This window comes from Paenibacillus sp. Root52 (assembly GCF_001426865.1).
In the GTDB taxonomy this organism is placed as follows: Bacteria; Bacillota; Bacilli; order Paenibacillales; family Paenibacillaceae; genus Paenibacillus.
Genome location: NZ_LMFO01000001.1, coordinates 1,139,128 through 1,156,217 on the forward strand (window position 1 = coordinate 1,139,128; position 17,090 = coordinate 1,156,217).

Here is a 17,090-nt window from a genome sequence, read left to right on the forward strand (position 1 = left end):
CAAAGAGTCGGAATATGCTTCCGACTCTCACACGAACAGGAATATTAATTTAACGAGAAGGCTCGTCAGGATCACGGCTACCGTCACTTGGATCACTGCACGTAATTTGTATACAAACTGGTCTAGCTTAAATTGGTCAGTAGTAGATAATGAGAAAACTATCGCATACAAAGCAAGTATGAAAAATGTCGTTAAAATAAATGATAGTAAGCCTATTTTGCCTGTAGCAAGTGCTAGAACCCAGATCAAATAATACGCAACAAGAAGACTTCGTTGCCAGACCACCTGCATCTTATCACTCCTTCTGGTATGTATTTAATCTATTGAATCGTTTGACAAGTAAACCGAGTGTCTATATATGTATTTACGTTTAATTATACATATGGTTTCATATTATTCCATTTTTGGGTGTTATTTTGGTTCATTTCTGCATAAGACATCGGAATATCCCTTCTACAAGCAGTCTGAGTTTAGACCCCGTTACTCTTCAAACATAATAATGTGGCCTCAATGCTTTGCTCGACGAATGAACGATCAGGTGCTGATTTCATCATGACGGTCAACCCAATCATCGACACAACGAGTGACTGTGCAATAGAAGTGGCATGTAGATGACTGGAGATCTCCCCGGAACGCTGACCGCGCTCAATCAATTCCTGAAAAAGCACAGCCAGATACATCTGATGCTCACGTGTCAGAACCGCAAACTTGGGATCATGAGGTGCGAGTTCAACCATCGTATTAATGCAAAAGCAACCATGCCGAGGATCAGTAACATCCCCCTCAGACCCAATATGCTCAAAGATTCTCCGAAACGCCTCTATCACACTCTCTCCCTGTTGGAGCATCGCCCGAACTTTCGCTGCATGCTGGGTTGTATACCTGCGTAGTGCCGTTTCAAACAATTCCTTCTTATCTCCAAACGCAGCATATAAGCTGGGGCGCTGAATCCCCATGCCTGTTGTAAGGTCACTAAGTGACGTAGCCTCGTATCCTTTATCCCAAAAAATATGCATTGCAGCGTCAAGCGCTCGATCGAGATCAAATTCCCGCTGTCTTGCCATTTCAACACCTCTTTTTTATATCGATAGGTATAAATAAAAATATATCTTTCACTGTAGTACATGTCAAACAAGGTTATCATTTTATCTAGTTCAATTTACAGTAAAATAATAAATCAATTGACTTCCTTCTGAAATGTGGAGTATGTTTTACATAAATATTATGTACCGATCAGTACATTATATTGAATACATATTTTACTATCTCAAAAAGGAGTCTATTATGAATACCTCAGCTCAACCGATAAAACTCACCTCACAAAAACAACCCGGTATCTCCCGAATGGTCGCTTTATTATTTGCATTATGCAGCGGTCTTGCGGTCGCGAACATCTACTATGCTCAGCCTCTACTCGATTCCATGGCTCAAGAGTTTAACATCACCACTTCTTCCATAGGCATTGTAGTAACAGTAACGCAAATCTGTTATGCCATAGGTTTGTTGTTACTGGTTCCTTTAGGAGATCTTCTGAATCGACGAAAACTAATCATCGTGCAAATGTCCCTATCTATACTCGCTTTAGTTGTTGTTGGATCAGCTGGGTCAAGCTCTGTTTTATTTATTGGCATGGCCATCGTTGGCCTGCTGGCTGTCGTTACACAAACTCTCGTTGCCTCTGCGGCTTCCCTTGCCTCCCCTTCGGAGCGCGGGTATATTGTAGGTTTGGTTACGAGCGGAATTGTTATTGGTATTTTGTTGGCTCGAACGGTTGCCGGCGTGTTAAACGATTGGCTCGGCTGGCGATCGGTCTATCTCTTCTCTGCCAGTTTAACCTTGCTGGGAGTGGTCGCTATGAGCCTGATCATGCCCAGACAGCAATCCACCAAAGCTACACTTCGCTATGGCACGTTACTGTTGTCTGTCCTTCAATTGTATCGTGACATGCGCATCTTGCGTGTACGCGGAGTGTTAGCCATGCTCGTATTCACAGCCTTTAGTATATTGTGGACTTCCATGGTTTTGCCTCTAAGCGATTCACCGTTCAACCTTTCTCACACGGCGATTGGCGCATTCGGGCTTGCGGGTGTAGCCGGTGCACTTGCAGCTACACGGGCTGGTAAGCTCGCAGACCAAGGTCTTGGGCAAAAGACCACTGGAATTTCGCTACTTATTTTGCTTGCATCCTGGCTGCCTATTAGCTATATCCATCATTCGCTAGGGTATCTGATCGTAGGTGTAATTCTTCTTGACCTATCCGTGCAAGCCGTACATGTAACGAATCAAAGTCTCATTTATGCAGTACGTCCTGAGGCACAGAGCCGTTTAACTGCTGCATATATGATCTTTTATTCCATCGGAAGTGCCGTCGGTTCCATCGCTTCTACGCAGATGTACGCCTTAACAGGCTGGATCGGTGTATGCTGTTTAGGTGCAGGGGTGAGCGCCGCTGCTCTCGTATTTTGGATCTGGGATCTTTTCGCAACAAGGCAAGCCACTCATGGTTAAAAGTAATACGTTTCATCTTGACTGACTACTCGGCGTCTAATATTTACTCGATAAAACGAGAAATAGCGTTGCTAACGGACCAAGCAACAGGGAAAGCAGGAACCAGTTTAAACCACTTCTGTTTTTCCCTTGTGCAAGTCCGGCATTAATCAAAGCAAGTGTTCCCCAGCCGACAAAATATCCATTTTCCATAAGAGATCGCTCCTTAGTTACTTTTATTTGTCCGTATATTCATATTTGACTATTGTCATTATAGACGGGTATGACATAACCTGACTCCACAATGGTCTTCAACTTCCGATTTCGACTCTCTAAGAATGCCGTCATATATCGTTTCAATACAATTCGTTCAGCAATCCAACCCAGAACACCAAGAGGCGCCTCAAATTTAAGCGTATCGATCATACGTGTAGTCTGGTCATCCAGCTGGGTGAAGCTATGTTCATGACGCATACTTTTGAAAGCACCGTTCAGCATCTGGTCAACAAAACGATAGGGACGCTCATACTCTGCAATCTCAGAGGTCAATCTCTGACGTACTCCTAAATGTGTCGCTTCGAAAGTTACCGTATCTCCATCCCCAATAAGACCTGTAGTCACCCCCGAAACTGCTTGTTCACGGGTATGTCCCCATACGGTCTGCGTATGTAAATCAATGTCACGAGCAGCATCGAAGCATCGCTCAATTGGCGCGTTAATGGTTATCTCCGTTACAACTTGAATCAAGTAGATCTCCCCTTTTGGATGTTCACAATAATACGCTGAATGAGGGTGAACTTCGTTGATAGAATCATAAGGTTCAGGGAAAGTATACCGTTCCTCGGTTGGAAGAACAATGTAATAGCTGAAAAATTAAATGATGCAAAAAAAGCCTCCCGATTATACAGGAGACTCTTTCAACTTCTTATCTATCATTCCTAATTTGCTGAAATTAGCTGTTAATAATTAAGTCGTCGATCGAGAGACTACGTTCCTTGGACAGGTCGCGGTACTGCTCTGATTCCACTTTAATCAATGGCTTGAAGATATCAGATGGATTATTCATAACAATAACCCCCTTCTCTCCATTGCTAAGCAACACTTGTTTACCAATAAAGTTAGGTAATAAATGCTGCATTAACGCCTGAACTGGCTTTTCATTCAATTTACCGAAGCCCATGGAATAAATATCGCGCAGATTGTTGATCAAGTTTGGATTACTACTTCCGAAATCCCCTGATCTCATACTGATGTAAACATCCGCTACTGAGACGATTTGGGTATATGGATGTATCTCGTCTTTCTTGATCTGCATTGGATATCCTGAGCCATCTTCACGTTCATGATGCTGGAGTGCAACAAGGGCTGTTGCCTCATCTCTCATGGAGCTCTTAATAATGTCATGCCCATAGATGGTGTGGCGCTGATACTCTAACTGCTCATCTGGTGTTAAAGGTTCCGTCTTACTCCGGATGCGATGAGATACTTTGCATTTCCCGATATCGTGCAGGTATCCCCCGCGGCTAATTTGGTAACATTCTTTTGGGGAGTATCCCAACCAAGTAGCCATATAGAAGGACAACAATCCAACTTGAATGGAATGTGTGTAGTTATTTACATCGTCCCGCTCCAGCATCATCAGCAAGTGAACAACGTCCTTTTGCTCATCCAAACCTTCAACCATTGGCTGTAGTGCATCGTCTACCATCGTGGCGTTAAATTTCCCCACAGTGAGCGCCTCAAGAAAAGCAGATTGATAATTATGTACGGTTTGCACAAATTGCGATTTCATTTCTTCTTCGGGAGGTATATCTCCATTCATTCTAGTCGAATGTACCGCAGCGGCTGCAAAAAATTCAGCTTCTGTAATTTCTTCCTCGCGTGGTTCGATATCCACATAGTCCACACGGTGCTGCATCAGTAAGGTAATATCCTCACTTTTTAGTACAGTCCCTTGACCCAAAACGTGTAATCCTGCATCGCTAAACGTGTCAGCAGTCAGACGATCCCCGTCTTGCAGGTTCATAATATGGATTCTCAACTCGGTATTCCCCCTGAATGTTTCATTTATAGTCAACGGCTCCCACGTAACATGGGTTCCAAAAATCCCTCTACTTCTTTATATCGAGTTTTTCGACCATTTTATCCATAGTTCTTATGACCTTAATCACAACGGGAAACACGAATATCTAAGACTTTATTCTCATGCGCATTACGATAAAAATGCTAATTAACCGCGAATTAGCTATATAATGTTAAGCGCCTTCATTTATGTATGTGAGAAGCAGCCCAAATGAAGTGTTTGGACTGCTCATCGAGTTCAATTAAGTTGATTAGATCTTAATGGAAGCGAGGCTTCCACCTTTGGCAAATAAGCGTTCTATTCTTTTCTCTACCGCTGGATCAGCAATGAGTGGCGGAGCTTGATGTGGCTTCACACGTGCGTCAATAATGATCTGGTCACAACCCCAATGTTTGTTCTCATATCCGCTGTTAACCCCGTACATATCATGGGATGGATTACTGCGGGTAAATGTTGCCCATAAGAAATTACTGAGGTTCTCGCTGATGAATGTGCTATCGTCGCACAAAATAATCATTGGACACGAAGACATGTCCCCCTTCTCCTTCAGCAATGTCGTAAATGCATCCATTTCCTTCACAGTATCTTCATAACTAATGAACGGCGATGTCTGCAAGGACACAATTCCCGGCATGACCAGTTGAGGATTTTCATAGCCACGGATTCCCTTCAATGTCTCAGGCACTTCCTTGCACAACTCTCTGACTGGATCTCCATAAGCTGCAAAAACAACCTTGCTCCCGCTATTCAAGCCCGTACCCGAATAATCGAGTGTATCCATTGTTGTATTCGTATAGAAATGGATATCTCTCTTCAGATTTAACCGCTCTAAGATATAAGTCAGGAATTCAACCTCCCGATGGGTGCTCAACGGTTGTTGATCCTCAGCTGTAATAAATAGATACTTCGCTAAACTAAGCTGTCCTGTGCCCAGAATACGGTTAGCGATGGTCAGTAGCTCTGTTGGTTGTTTGACCACTTGGTACGGTGTATAGCGCTCACTTCCGATTGCAAACAAGAGCGGGTGTACACCCGCAGCATCGACGGCATGTACTTCTTTAACACCTGGAATCTCCTGCTTGATTGCGTCACCTGTTATTTCGTGAATCAAGTCACCAAATGCCGTATCCTCCTGAGGTGGACGACCAACGACAGTAAATGGCCAAATCGCATTCGGTTTAGCATACACCTTGTGCACTCTCATTAGTGGGAACTCATGTGTGAGACTATAGTATCCAAGATGGTCACCGAAGGGTCCCTCAGGTTTCGTTTCTCCAGGATAAATGTCTCCTGTAATAACAAAATCAGCATCGTTACTGATGCAATAACCATCCTTGTAACTATAGCGGAAACGGCGTCCGGCAAGCAGTCCGGCAAAGGTCATTTCACTAAGTCCTTCGGGCAGCGGCATTACAGCAGATAACGTATGCGCAGGTGGTCCACCGATGAAAATACTAACTTTTAATGGCTCTCCCTTTTTGACCGCTTTCGCCTGATGCACACCGATTCCCCGATGAATCTGGTAATGCAATCCGATCTCCTTGTTCATTTCATACTCATTGCCACTAAGCTGTACACGGTACATCCCTAAGTTAGAGTTCATAATGCCTGGTTTGTCTGGATCCTCCGAATAGACTTGCGGCAACGTAACAAATGCGCCTCCATCCATCGGCCAATGCTTAATCAATGGCAAATCAGAGATTTGAATCTCCTGAGCAGACACCGGCAAGCTAATCGATTTTTGCTTAGGCAACGCTTGCCAAGCAGCGAGAGCTGTCCCCATATGGGCAAAAGGCCTTTTCAAGGCTTTCATCGGGTCTCCCCGTACCTCCATGACACGTTGCACACCTTCAAGCGTCTCACGGAATAGAAATTTACTGCGTTCCATGTTGCCAAAAAGGTTGGAAAGTGCCCGGAACTTAGAACCTTTTACCTGTTCAAATAACAACGCAGGCCCTTGAGCTTCAAACACTTTCATATGAATCGCTGCCATCTCTAGATCCGGATCAACCTCTTCCTTCACACGAATCAGATGTCCATGCTGCTCCAGATCGTTAATACAATCTTCCATATTGCGATATTTCATCGGACGGCTCCATTCTTCAATAGATTCTGAGATAAGATTATATAAGTATTGTTATGTTCAACTATTCACATACATTAGCAGACATGTACCTGGCACAGCCTGAATGCACGATGTGCTTTGAGCAGCTTTACTACAAATCTCTCCATATTAAACCATTTATCAGTTTCTATAGTTGATTTAATCAGGGATTGATATTCATCGGAATGATTCTATCTATCTCTTTACATACAAATAATTCATAAGAGTTGCGAATCGGATTCACCTACTCTATATTATCAGATGTCCTGCTGCTTCGACAAACGCAATATGATTGGGCAACGTGTAACTGTGACCCTTTACTACATCGGAACAAAAAAATCCTCGCCCCTATCGGGACGAGCACTCTCTTTAAATTCTATCAAGTATATTAAGCATACTCTTTTACTTAAATAAGCCCTGCCTTGCTCAAGAGACGTTTAACAATAGCTACAGTTTGAGAACGACTAATGGATGAACTCGCCATTAATTTGCCGTCACTGCCTTCTACCAAGCCTTGTTTAATGGCTGATGCCACCGGATCTGCAGCCCACGTCTGTACGCTATTTCCATCGGTATAGGAACTTAACAACGCTGCCGTCTCAGATGAGGAAGCTTGTTCCAATTCCACTAAATTCATGGCACGAGATATGATCGTTAACGCTTCTGCGCGTGTAATAACACCACTTGGACGGAAGCTATCATCTGAATAACCGTTCACTAGACCATAGGAAACCGCCGTCTGCACTTCATCCGCATACCAACTACTCTCCGAAACATCCGAGAATGCAATCGCTTCTGTTCCTTTTGGAGTATGCAACCCAAGACTACGCAGAAGAACTGCCGTGAACTCTGCACGTGTAATGCTGCGATCTGGCGCAAAAGTACCTTCTGATGTTCCCTGGATAATCATACGGGACGCGAGATCCTCCACATCGTTACGACTCCAATGTGATGCGATATCGTCAAATGTGGCCTGATGATACACCAATGCGTACGTGCTATTGGTCAGACTGTTAATAACAGCCGAATAGTGACCGTCTGTATTACTTACTTTGGTAGGTACATGTAACACACTTCCATCAGATAGCAGCACTACTCCGGTCGTGATTTTGGTAGGGTCAATATCATCTGGTAGTGTAATTGTGCGTTCTACATACGTGTCGAACTGATTCACTTGAACTTGCTTCTCACCTACAGTTGCTCTAACTTCAAAATCGATAGGTGAACCAACGATGTTTGTGTTACTTTGTTTGGCTGCCGCTGCTTCCACAATGGCTTTAGTGGTTTCAGAGCTTTTGGAAACCGTCAGCTGAATAACGATATTGTCTAGTGATGAACCTGCTCCTAGTTCAGACGCAAGTCGATCAATTTCCAGCTGGTTCGCCGGAAGTGTGTACGTACCAAAATCCGTTTGGAGGATAAGCTCTGCATCTTTTCCATCCATCGCTTTCACCAGTTTACCATTCAGTTCACCAACTACTTTGTCAGCACCTGTACCGGTAATTGGGAGCATGACCGATCTTAGGCCACTGCCGATTTGAGTAATAACCTTCTCATTATCCACCTTCACAGTAGTCGTCACCTGATTACCAATAGTTGATGTGGAAGCCGTTGCCGACTGCTCCTGTTTCAGTCCATTGACATAAATATCTACACCTTTGGTTACTGCAGGCGTTGTAGGAGTCGTTGTAGCTGCCGGCGATGTTGTACTTGTAGAAGGTGTTCCGCCTGTAGACGATGTAGGTGGTGTAGACGGGTTGGACGGTGTAGGCGTGCCCGAATTCCCACCACCAGATGAACCTCCACCTGTAATCGTAATCGCTCCGCCTGACCATTCAGCAGGTTGTTGATAGATTGAATTACTGAAGTTCCAATGTTCAGAGTCATTTTGAATGGTGAGCTGTTTGACACCTGAGGTGGCATTGCTCTTCGCCTTAAATTCGATATCAAAAAGTTGCTGTTCGGAGGAAATGTTGTGTTCCCCACCCGTAAAATCTGCCCAGATGATCCGAACAAAACCGGATTGATTATCATAAAAATACTGGAAGCAACCTTCCGTGTCCTCTGCACAGCCAGGAAACTCATTATTTCCATATTTCGGGGTGATGCGAACAATTTCCAGAGCAGTTGAATCATAGTCAACCTGCATATTGTAACTGGTTACCTCATTGCGTTCTGGTTTTTTCAAAGTTACAGGCACATGAACCGACTGTCCTACTTGTACGCTGACATTATCAATTTGAATCTTAAACGACTCGGATGGTGCTGCTCCTGCGATACTCGGCAATGCGAGTGATGAAAAGAGCGAGAGAGCAATTAAGCCAGACATCGTTCTTTTGACTTTTGCACGCTTCTTACTCGGTTGAATCATGTGATAACCTCCGTGATTATATTGATATAACAATTACATGCTTAAGCTACTTATATAAAATTAAGATCTTAGAATTAAGTTTTTTTAACACGTTAAAATGCTTAATCAAGGAGGTGACTGTTCCCCTTCTTTCGTTTTAAATGTCCACGGAACTTCGCCTGGTTGGAAACCTGTACTCACTGCACCAGTAGGAAGATCGTCTTCGTTCAAAACATATATTACATGTTGTGGGATTTCAACCGAGTATGAGGTATTAGGTAACAAGTTTTTCAAGGTTATTATTAATTTATTGCCTATTATTTCATAATCTTAGGAACCGCTATATGTTGCAACTATATTACCCGAAGATAACTCTTTTATCATAAATTCATCCATAGCGTATGGATTTAGTGTTTTCTTATAAGTAACCTCTATCGTTCCATTCACTTCCACACCAACGGAACCATTTGGCGGACTAAGGCTTTGGATAAAATCATTCAACCCGTCCTTAGTTACAGACCCCGAGGCTGGGATAAGCAGTTTATTACCTTTTCTACCAAATGAAGTAAACGGTGTACTCTCTAAAAAGAGATACTTGTTCTCGTCCTCTGACGTAATTGTATAATCCCTAGTGGTCGCTTGAGCAATTTCCGTTTTATTCAACCCTTCAGCATCGGATGACCGGTACCATTGATAAATGGTATTTCCTGGCGCATCGGTAGGATTATCAAAATCATAATACTCGAACCTACTCGTCAATACACTTCCTATGTTCATGTCACCCATGATTTTCCCATTTAGTGCATAAGGAGCATCAGTCGCCTGTTCAAATGTCAACACAACATTTTTATTCTCCGCACCTAACTGCTTGATCGTATATTTCTCCATCAGGATACGTGCGTCTGACCATTGCACTTCTCCATCCCGATCCACGTCTAACCTGTTAAGTCTTAGGTTGGAGATACTAGAGCGTTGTACCACTTCATTTCGGATGTAACGAAGAATTTCAACTGCATCTGTTGAATTTACTTTTCCGTCATTGTTAACATCGCCTTGCTTATTAACATAAAGTCTAATATAGTCCGAAACCTCTTCATCAGACACGGCATGTCTTGCAGTCAACTTAATATTCACAGTTCCCGCCTTAGATGGGATTACATACAGTCGATTATTTGATACATAAGCCTGTGCGACTTGAGGATTATCTGAACTCGCAGAGAAATCCTTAAAATAATTAATTGGGAAGTGTTGGCTTAGGTCAATAGAAACCTCTGAATGATTAACCCAAATATCTGTCAATCCCGTATCAAAGTTATCTGATGAATTGTTCAACCATACAATTCTATCGTTCAAAACAGATCCCTTAATAAAAACCTGCTCAGGCCCAGCATCAGCAGTAGCCTGAGGAAGCGATCCACCAAACGGTAAAGCTATACTTAATCCGAGCACAGTTAACATGCTTTTTTTCATCAACGGAGCAAGTTGTTTTTTGTCTGTTTTCCCCTTCACGTTCATGTTCCTCCTTGATTAACCTTCAAATTTGAACAACTATATGTTCAGTATAGTGAGCAATTCTGGACCAATTCTGAACATCAAATTTCTGCATTTTCCAACCAATAACGACAAAAAGCGCCGCGAACGGTATGTTCGAGACGCTTAATTTATAATCCAGGTTCTATAAAAGGCATTTATTTCCATTAAATTATTTTTCCAGTAGATATTTTAGATTCCTTCAACAATCCGTTTAGCGCGTGTACGAGCCTCGTGAAATAGTATTTCTTCATCAATCGTAAGTAGCTGTCTGCCTCTCATCAAGATTTCACCGTTTACAATGGTTGTATCTACATCCGCACCATTCACACTGTAGGCCACTAGGGACTCCAGATTATGCACAGGTTGCAGATGTGGTTTTGACAGATCTATTAAAATGATATCCGCTTTGCGTCCTACTTCCAATACCCCCACCTGCTCTTCCAGATTTAACAACCCTGCACTCCCACGGGTAGCCATCTGTAGCACCTTGCCTGCCGGTAAACGTGTAGGATCACCGTAATCGAGTTTTTGCAACCAGGTCGCTGCCTTGATTTCCTCGAACATATCAACCGTTGTCGCACTTCCTGCCCCGTCCGTGCCAAGTCCGACTTGAATCCCTTGCGCCATCATTTCGGTTATAGGGGCAATGCCGCAGCCGAGCTTCAGATTACTCACTGGGTTATGAGATACCCCTCCACGCATTCCTTTTAACCGTTCAACATCTTGTCGATCCAAATGAACAGCGTGAGCTAGCAGCACATGAGCCTGTTCGAACATCCCTAGATTCTTAAGATATTCGGTTGGTGTTACCCCGTATCGTTCCTGTATCTTGATCACTTCTTCTCTTGTCTCAGCCAAATGTATATGGATAGGGACATTCTCTTTCTCTGCCATGGTAATTACATCCCGCAGTGGTTCCGGTGCACAGGTATAAGGGGAGTGCGGCCCGTACATGGTTGTGATTCGTCCTTCCGCCTTACCCGACCAACGCTTAACAAGATCAATGGCTTCCTGCAGCCTGCGCCCACCATCATCTTCCATAAACACCATGCCACGTGTTAACGAAGCTCGAATCCCGGTTAACGTCACAGCCTCTGCTATCTCATTCATGTGTACGTACATATCGGCATACGCTGTTGTGCCAGACCTAATCATCTCAGCATGGGACAACTGCGCGCCCCAATATATATCTTCAGGAGTCATATTTGCTTCTGCAGGCAGCATTTTGCGATCTAGCCAATCCATAAGCTTCAGATCATCCGAGAAACCGCGCAACAAACTCATGGGAGAATGTTGATGTGCATTTATTAGTCCAGGCATAGCGAGCATGTCTTTTCCATGAATCACTTCATCTCCCGGTTGACTCGTGATATGAGTCGCAATCTCAACAATCCGATCTCCTTCAACACGAATATCCCCCATAAAGGGGGCATCGTTATCGTTCATCGTCATAATCATCGCTTGCTTAATCAAGATACTCATTCTATTTACAGCTCCTCTTCGTTTGGTGTTGATCTTCCAAACTGAGGATAAGGCTTAACGTAACGTGAAGGTCAAGAAAGAAATAGGATACGAGCAATCATCGACGATCCCTCACTTTGCGGTCTTTTGTGAAAGTACGCCAATAAGATTGTTCTTAGGTTAATCGCTTAGATGTTATTGTCCGAAATTTCTGAATGAAGGGCTTGGGATCGATTTTGACCATATATGGATAAACCCCAGTGCTTGTATGCAGATAAAAGAAACCACCCTCATTCCCCATTCTGCGAAAGGACATGTCGAACACTTCTGTAATCTTAAACTCGCGATACTGAGTTACAATCTTGTCTTCGTATAGGATCATCGAACGGTCACTGGATACGATTTCCTGTGCGAGACTCGTCAATTCTCTCTGTATTTTGTAATAAGGTAATACAGCAATCGTGCTCATGATCTCCCTCCGTCCTCACATCATCTTGAAGTTATGATAACAGAAGTCGAAGGGGTTGAGCAAAATCGGCCTATATACTAACTAATCCTCGTTGTAATCTGGAGTGGTGTATGAAGCACACGCTGTATATCCTGAATGGAGAGCACCTGCTCGATATGAAATACACCGGGGGAAAGCTTCTCTTGATACATCTTTTCCGCCGTAGCTGCTGCAACCGCTGCCGTCACATCCGCTTCGCGCTGTCCAACAATAAGCTGCTCCATTACAATAGGTTTTCCATTCGTCCATCCTTTTGCGTCGACCTTAACAGCATACATTTCTTCGCCGCCTGGAATCAGACCAAATGCCTTAACCGTAGCATTACGAATCGAAGAAATACGCAACAATCGGAATATCCCTACACGTTTGGCAAGTGACATCGCTCTTGTAATCCATCGAGAGTCCAGACACAGCCTGGTAGAAACCGTTGGAATCTGTAATGTACGAGCTACGACATGCTGGTCGGAGAAATTAAATCGATACGCTTTTCTACGTCCAAGTTGTTCTCCAAAATCAACCCATCTGCCGTCGTCAAAACTATCTACCTCCGCATACTCTCCCTTCTGGGTAACCTGATATGTCGTATTCATTTGATCCACCGTCCACTCCACGGCTGCTTTTCCATGTTTTTCACCAAGACCTAACATCACCGTAATATTTACGTCATCCGTCTGATCCATGCCATCTACAGCTTCACGAACGAGTAGATTGGTGACTCCTGGTGATAGCCCAACACTCAACATCGCCGTCGCTTGTTTAGCCTGCATATGTTCGTCTAATCGTTCTACTTGAGCCAAAAAATCGTATTTCGCTGTAATATCCATATAATCTGTTCCTGCCTCCGCACATGCTTCGACAAAATGAGTATGCATCTGATCTACACACATCACCACAAGCTTAACCGTAGCTAACATCACAGGATCGATATGCTCTCTTACATCAAGTTGGAGCGGAAGGACAGCTCCATTCGTAGATCGACTGAATTCCTCAGCCCGATTCAACCTCGGACCCACAGCCCATACCTTTCCAGGGAAAGCTTGCCCTAGCTGAATACATATCATTTGCCCAACCTGTCCATACCCACCTACTACCCAAATTTGATCCTTAAGCGTTTCAACCTTAGATGCGTCTTGCATAACAGCCCTCCACCCAGAACGACCCGAAATATCGTGTAATATCGGTAAACCCGCATTCCTGTAGCAACTGAATCATCACCTCAGATGATATAGGATCTGACTCTTGACCTAAGGAATCAGCGAATCGTTCCCATTCATCCACTGTTATTCCGGCAAGAAGCATATGTTCTCGCCAAGCGTTCATTATCGTTGCATAGGCAGGTGAATGCAGGTCGGCATTAACTGCAGCAATAAGGAGTGGTGATCCAGGCTTGAGTTTAGCTGCAAGACTATGCAGTAACCTCTTTTTCGCTTCCAGGCTCTGAACAAAATGAAGCATTAGCATACAGGTCGCGCCATCGTACATCGCCTCTTCCGACATCGCTTCAATGGAAGTCATGCGAAGGTCTACTCTAGATTCCAACTTCAATTCGGCGACCCGTCTTGCAGCAAGTTGAAGCATTGGTTCTGATAGATCTATACCTGTAAAAGACCATTCAGGATGACGACGTCCAAGCAGTGTCACCTCTTTCCCTCCACCGGCTCCAACAATAAGCAATCTAGCTTGTGATTGATCCATTAGCGAAGCAGCAAGCAGCCGTTCCATTAGGTCATGCATGTGTGCATAACCTGGGATTTTCATCGCTATTGATTGTTCGTAACGATTCTCGTCCGCTGTATCCCAGCTCATTCGTTGTGAATCATCTTTTTCTCTCATATGTGCTTTACACTCCTTGTTGAGAATCTATAATTAACAAACGAGGAAGATCGTTGCATCCGACATTGCTTCATGACAGTAAACGTTTAGAAGAAACGCATGCATTTGAAGTAGCCTTCTCACTTGAGAGATCCTTAGCTTAGCTCTTCCCGTCATCCCTGTTCTCTTCGTTCCCGTGTTAAATATGGTGTTAACTGATATACTTTCATTATAGAAGCGTGATCCACGCACTCCTATCCCAGAACATTGGGATTCTTAGGGGAAAGGAGCAACAAGAATGAACGTACATATCGGACGTAAAGAGCAATCCATCACCAATCTTGAAAAAGAAACCTGGACCTCTCGTACTTACCGCGAGGCTGCTCTCCAACATATCCAAACTCGGATACCTTATGATGCATATTGCTTCACAACGGTTGATCCCCATACCCTTCTCTCGACAGGTGCCGTTACGGAAGATGGCATTGAGGCCATACACGATCGTCTTTTCTTGAATGAATATACTGAAGAAGACCTCCATAAATATGCGGATATGATTCGTTCGGGCGAACATACAGCTATTCTTCGCGCTGCTTTAGATGAAACATCTGAACGAAGTGCTCGCTACGAAACGATTTTGAAACCAGCGGGATTCAGTGATGAGCTACGTGCTGTCTTGATCTGTGATGGGGCTTGCTGGGGATACCTAACCTTATATCGCAGGACGGAAACTGGCCTATTTACGGAGGAGGAACGTGTACTTTTGCAGGACTGGACAGGCTCTCTTGCAAGAATGCTTCGTAAGACTCAGCAGAGTCTTATGGATGAGATTCTGAGCGGGAGTCCTCAAGAACCGGGGATTATGGTAGTATCGATTACTTTCCAGTTGTTGTCGCTGAATGAAGCTGCCGAACATTGGCTGACACAATTACGTGCGCTGGAGCAATTAGACGATGATGTCACTCCCCGTCCAGTCCGTGCTGTCAGTTCTCATCTACTAAGTCGACTACTGCGTCCATCTAATCTGAATACGAGTTCCGAACCTCGTGCAGCCTTTACCTCGCAGTCCAAGGCCTGCATCCAACTGTTGGATGGTCGGTATCTTGTGCTTCATGCTAGCCGTATGCGAACACTAGACGGCGCTGGACAGATTGCTATCCGTTTGGAACAAGCCATGCCACAGGATTTACTCCCCCTACTGGCAGACAGTCACGGGTTATCTCATCGTGAACGTGAGCTACTTGGATACGTTCTTCGCAGCTATTCCTCCAAAGAAATCGCTGCCGCGATGTTCATTTCGGCGTATACCGTACAGGATCATCTAAAATCTATTTTTGCGAAAACAGGTGTCTATTCACGCCGTGAGCTAATCTGGTATTTCGTTTCCCGTTTTCATCTAAGCGACAATTAAATGAATTAAAAAAAGAAGCCTACTCCGCTCTTGGAATAGGCTTCTTACTCTTCAAGCATAGGTTTCATGCCCGATCATTATGATTTTGCTGGTTTCGCAGGTTTAACGGTTTTGGTCGTTTTCGCCTTTTTGTTATGAACGTTCTTCACCGGAGCAACGGGTGTCTCCTGCGGATGTTCAACTGGGTACAGTTTGCGGAACAATAACGTTTGTAATACCAAGAATGAGCCACCGATCGTCCAATACAGCGGCATTGCAGCAGGTGCTGATAAGGAGAAGAACGCCATCATCACCGGAGAGAGGTAACCCATAATGGCGAACTGCTTACGCTGTTCAGGTGCCATATTCGCTTGAGATACCTTCGCTTGAATGAGATAGATGACCGCCACAACAACAGCAAGTACATAGTCTGGTGCACCAAGCTTAAACCACAAGAAGGAATGTGACGACAGTTCCGGCGTGAGCCGAATTGCAGTGTAGATCCCTGACAGAATCGGCAGCTGAATCAGAAGTGGCAGACAGCCAATATTCAGTGGATTAACCTTATGCTTCTTGTATAACTCCATCGTCTCCTGGGATAACTTCTGACGATCCGCCGCATCATTCTTGCCCTCATACTTCTTCTTAATCGCATCAAGCTCTGGCTTCATGGCGTTCATAATAACACGTGTGCCTTGTTGAGACTTCGCTTGACGCATCATCAGAGGCAATAAGGCTAATCGAATGATCAGTGTAATCGCGATAATGGCAACCCCATAGCTCCCATTAAAGATCGTTGCGATGTGCTGAATCAGGTAAGACAGCGGGAACACGATATAGTGATTAAAAAATCCCGGTGTCGTCGAATTAATCTCCGATACATTGTTGCTACATCCGGCCAATAACATAACTGCGAACAAAATCGCAATCAGCCCATACGTCCGTCCCCTGCCCGATGTAAAAGTGAATCCCTTGTTTGATTGTTGATCCATATATATCCTCCTCGTTGATTTGTACGACGTTCAATCAACGAGGACACACAATCCGGTTCATCTTCATCTGGCGCTTCTCTTCGTCTGACCATGCGACTTAGATCTTCTCTTCTGTATTGGCTATGCAGAGAAAGTGCCGGAAGAATGGGATCTAGTCCACCACCAGCTCGATCTCCAATCCAATACTCAGTCATGCCACAGTGTAGATGTGCAATATATGCATAACTTACTGTGAAGATGAGCCCGATGGAGAAAATGTAAGGTAACAACTCATGTAATTCAAACAAGGGATTCACCCCCTTTATAAGTTTATTTTTATATTATAACACTTACATATTGAATTTGCATGTACTGAATCGGCAAAGAGCGT

16 protein-coding genes are annotated in these 17,090 nt (G+C 44.0%); 2 read left to right on the forward strand and 14 right to left on the reverse strand.

What is annotated here, in order from left to right:
* Window positions 1-27: 27 nt before the first annotated feature.
* Both ASD24_RS04875 and ASD24_RS04880 read right to left on the reverse strand, forming a co-directional pair.
* Window positions 28-291 carry a hypothetical protein gene (locus tag ASD24_RS04875; RefSeq protein WP_056692258.1) on the reverse strand — a complete coding sequence of 88 codons (264 nt, stop codon included), beginning with the start codon at window positions 289-291 and terminating at the stop codon, window positions 28-30.
* 179 nt (window positions 292-470) lie between these two features.
* Window positions 471-1,064 (reverse strand): TetR/AcrR family transcriptional regulator, encoded by a 594-nt coding sequence (locus tag ASD24_RS04880; protein ID WP_056692261.1) that lies wholly within the window; start codon window positions 1,062-1,064, stop codon window positions 471-473.
* A 220-nt stretch (window positions 1,065-1,284) separates the two neighbouring features.
* Between ASD24_RS04880 and ASD24_RS04885 the strand changes: the two genes are divergently transcribed.
* The gene (locus ASD24_RS04885) at window positions 1,285-2,508 is read left to right on the forward strand and encodes an MFS transporter (protein ID WP_056692264.1); all 1,224 of its coding nucleotides are present in this window, start codon (window positions 1,285-1,287) and stop codon (window positions 2,506-2,508) included.
* Window positions 2,509-2,544: 36 nt separating this feature from the next.
* Here the strand turns inward: ASD24_RS04885 and ASD24_RS30685 are convergent, their stop codons facing one another.
* The 10 genes from ASD24_RS30685 to ASD24_RS04930 form a co-directional block, all read right to left on the reverse strand.
* Window positions 2,545-2,700 (reverse strand): hypothetical protein, encoded by a 156-nt coding sequence (locus ASD24_RS30685; protein WP_186380949.1) that lies wholly within the window; start codon window positions 2,698-2,700, stop codon window positions 2,545-2,547.
* Window positions 2,701-2,739: 39 nt separating this feature from the next.
* Complete coding sequence (locus ASD24_RS04890) at window positions 2,740-3,234, reverse strand: SRPBCC family protein (protein WP_056692267.1); 495 nt, start codon at window positions 3,232-3,234, stop codon at window positions 2,740-2,742.
* Between the two features lie 205 nt (window positions 3,235-3,439).
* Window positions 3,440-4,528, reverse strand: coding sequence for an HD-GYP domain-containing protein (locus ASD24_RS04895; protein WP_056692270.1), 1,089 nt, complete (start codon window positions 4,526-4,528; stop codon window positions 3,440-3,442).
* Between the two features lie 292 nt (window positions 4,529-4,820).
* Entirely contained in the window at window positions 4,821-6,656 is a 1,836-nt protein-coding gene (locus tag ASD24_RS04900; RefSeq protein WP_056692273.1) for a UbiD family decarboxylase, read from the reverse strand.
* A gap of 424 nt (window positions 6,657-7,080) precedes the next feature.
* Window positions 7,081-9,045, reverse strand: a complete 1,965-nt coding sequence (locus ASD24_RS04905; RefSeq protein ID WP_056692275.1) for an S-layer homology domain-containing protein — start codon at window positions 9,043-9,045, stop codon at window positions 7,081-7,083.
* Between the two features lie 309 nt (window positions 9,046-9,354).
* Complete coding sequence (locus tag ASD24_RS04910) at window positions 9,355-10,533, reverse strand: dockerin type I domain-containing protein (RefSeq protein WP_056692279.1); 1,179 nt, start codon at window positions 10,531-10,533, stop codon at window positions 9,355-9,357.
* A 213-nt stretch (window positions 10,534-10,746) separates the two neighbouring features.
* Window positions 10,747-12,039, reverse strand: a complete 1,293-nt coding sequence (locus ASD24_RS04915; RefSeq protein ID WP_056692282.1) for an amidohydrolase — start codon at window positions 12,037-12,039, stop codon at window positions 10,747-10,749.
* A 154-nt stretch (window positions 12,040-12,193) separates the two neighbouring features.
* Complete coding sequence (locus ASD24_RS04920; protein ID WP_056692285.1) at window positions 12,194-12,487, reverse strand: hypothetical protein; 294 nt, start codon at window positions 12,485-12,487, stop codon at window positions 12,194-12,196.
* A gap of 77 nt (window positions 12,488-12,564) precedes the next feature.
* The gene (locus ASD24_RS04925) at window positions 12,565-13,662 is read right to left on the reverse strand and encodes a saccharopine dehydrogenase family protein (protein WP_056692287.1); all 1,098 of its coding nucleotides are present in this window, start codon (window positions 13,660-13,662) and stop codon (window positions 12,565-12,567) included.
* Complete coding sequence (locus ASD24_RS04930; RefSeq protein ID WP_235540351.1) at window positions 13,646-14,359, reverse strand: class I SAM-dependent methyltransferase; 714 nt, start codon at window positions 14,357-14,359, stop codon at window positions 13,646-13,648. Before ASD24_RS04930 ends, ASD24_RS04925 begins: the two co-directional genes overlap by 17 nt.
* A 277-nt stretch (window positions 14,360-14,636) precedes the next feature.
* Between ASD24_RS04930 and ASD24_RS04935 the strand changes: the two genes are divergently transcribed.
* A complete protein-coding gene (locus tag ASD24_RS04935) occupies window positions 14,637-15,749 on the forward strand; it encodes a helix-turn-helix transcriptional regulator (RefSeq protein WP_056692289.1) in 1,113 nt (370 codons plus the stop codon).
* Between the two features lie 77 nt (window positions 15,750-15,826).
* Here the strand turns inward: ASD24_RS04935 and yidC are convergent, their stop codons facing one another.
* Both yidC and ASD24_RS04945 read right to left on the reverse strand, forming a co-directional pair.
* On the reverse strand, window positions 15,827-16,720 hold the full coding sequence (gene yidC, locus ASD24_RS04940) for a membrane protein insertase YidC (protein ID WP_056692291.1): 894 nt from the start codon (window positions 16,718-16,720) through the stop codon (window positions 15,827-15,829).
* On the reverse strand, window positions 16,657-17,007 hold the full coding sequence (locus tag ASD24_RS04945) for a hypothetical protein (protein WP_056692293.1): 351 nt from the start codon (window positions 17,005-17,007) through the stop codon (window positions 16,657-16,659). The genes yidC and ASD24_RS04945 overlap by 64 nt, the downstream gene beginning before the upstream one ends.
* Window positions 17,008-17,090 lie beyond the last annotated feature (83 nt).

Coding starts and splice junctions, on each gene's coding strand:
- ASD24_RS04925 (WP_056692287.1), bottom strand. CDS start 13,662: ATGCAAGACGCATCTAAGGTTGAAACGCTTAAGGATCAAATTTGGGTA.
- ASD24_RS04915 (WP_056692282.1), bottom strand. CDS start 12,039: ATGAGTATCTTGATTAAGCAAGCGATGATTATGACGATGAACGATAAC.
- ASD24_RS04935 (WP_056692289.1), top strand. CDS start 14,637: ATGAACGTACATATCGGACGTAAAGAGCAATCCATCACCAATCTTGAA.
- ASD24_RS04885 (WP_056692264.1), top strand. CDS start 1,285: ATGAATACCTCAGCTCAACCGATAAAACTCACCTCACAAAAACAACCC.
- ASD24_RS04920 (WP_056692285.1), bottom strand. CDS start 12,487: ATGAGCACGATTGCTGTATTACCTTATTACAAAATACAGAGAGAATTG.
- ASD24_RS04905 (WP_056692275.1), bottom strand. CDS start 9,045: ATGATTCAACCGAGTAAGAAGCGTGCAAAAGTCAAAAGAACGATGTCT.
- ASD24_RS04900 (WP_056692273.1), bottom strand. CDS start 6,656: ATGAAATATCGCAATATGGAAGATTGTATTAACGATCTGGAGCAGCAT.
- ASD24_RS30685 (WP_186380949.1), bottom strand. CDS start 2,700: ATGGAAAATGGATATTTTGTCGGCTGGGGAACACTTGCTTTGATTAAT.
- ASD24_RS04875 (WP_056692258.1), bottom strand. CDS start 291: ATGCAGGTGGTCTGGCAACGAAGTCTTCTTGTTGCGTATTATTTGATC.
- ASD24_RS04880 (WP_056692261.1), bottom strand. CDS start 1,064: ATGGCAAGACAGCGGGAATTTGATCTCGATCGAGCGCTTGACGCTGCA.
- ASD24_RS04930 (WP_235540351.1), bottom strand. CDS start 14,359: ATGAGAGAAAAAGATGATTCACAACGAATGAGCTGGGATACAGCGGAC.
- yidC (WP_056692291.1), bottom strand. CDS start 16,720: ATGGATCAACAATCAAACAAGGGATTCACTTTTACATCGGGCAGGGGA.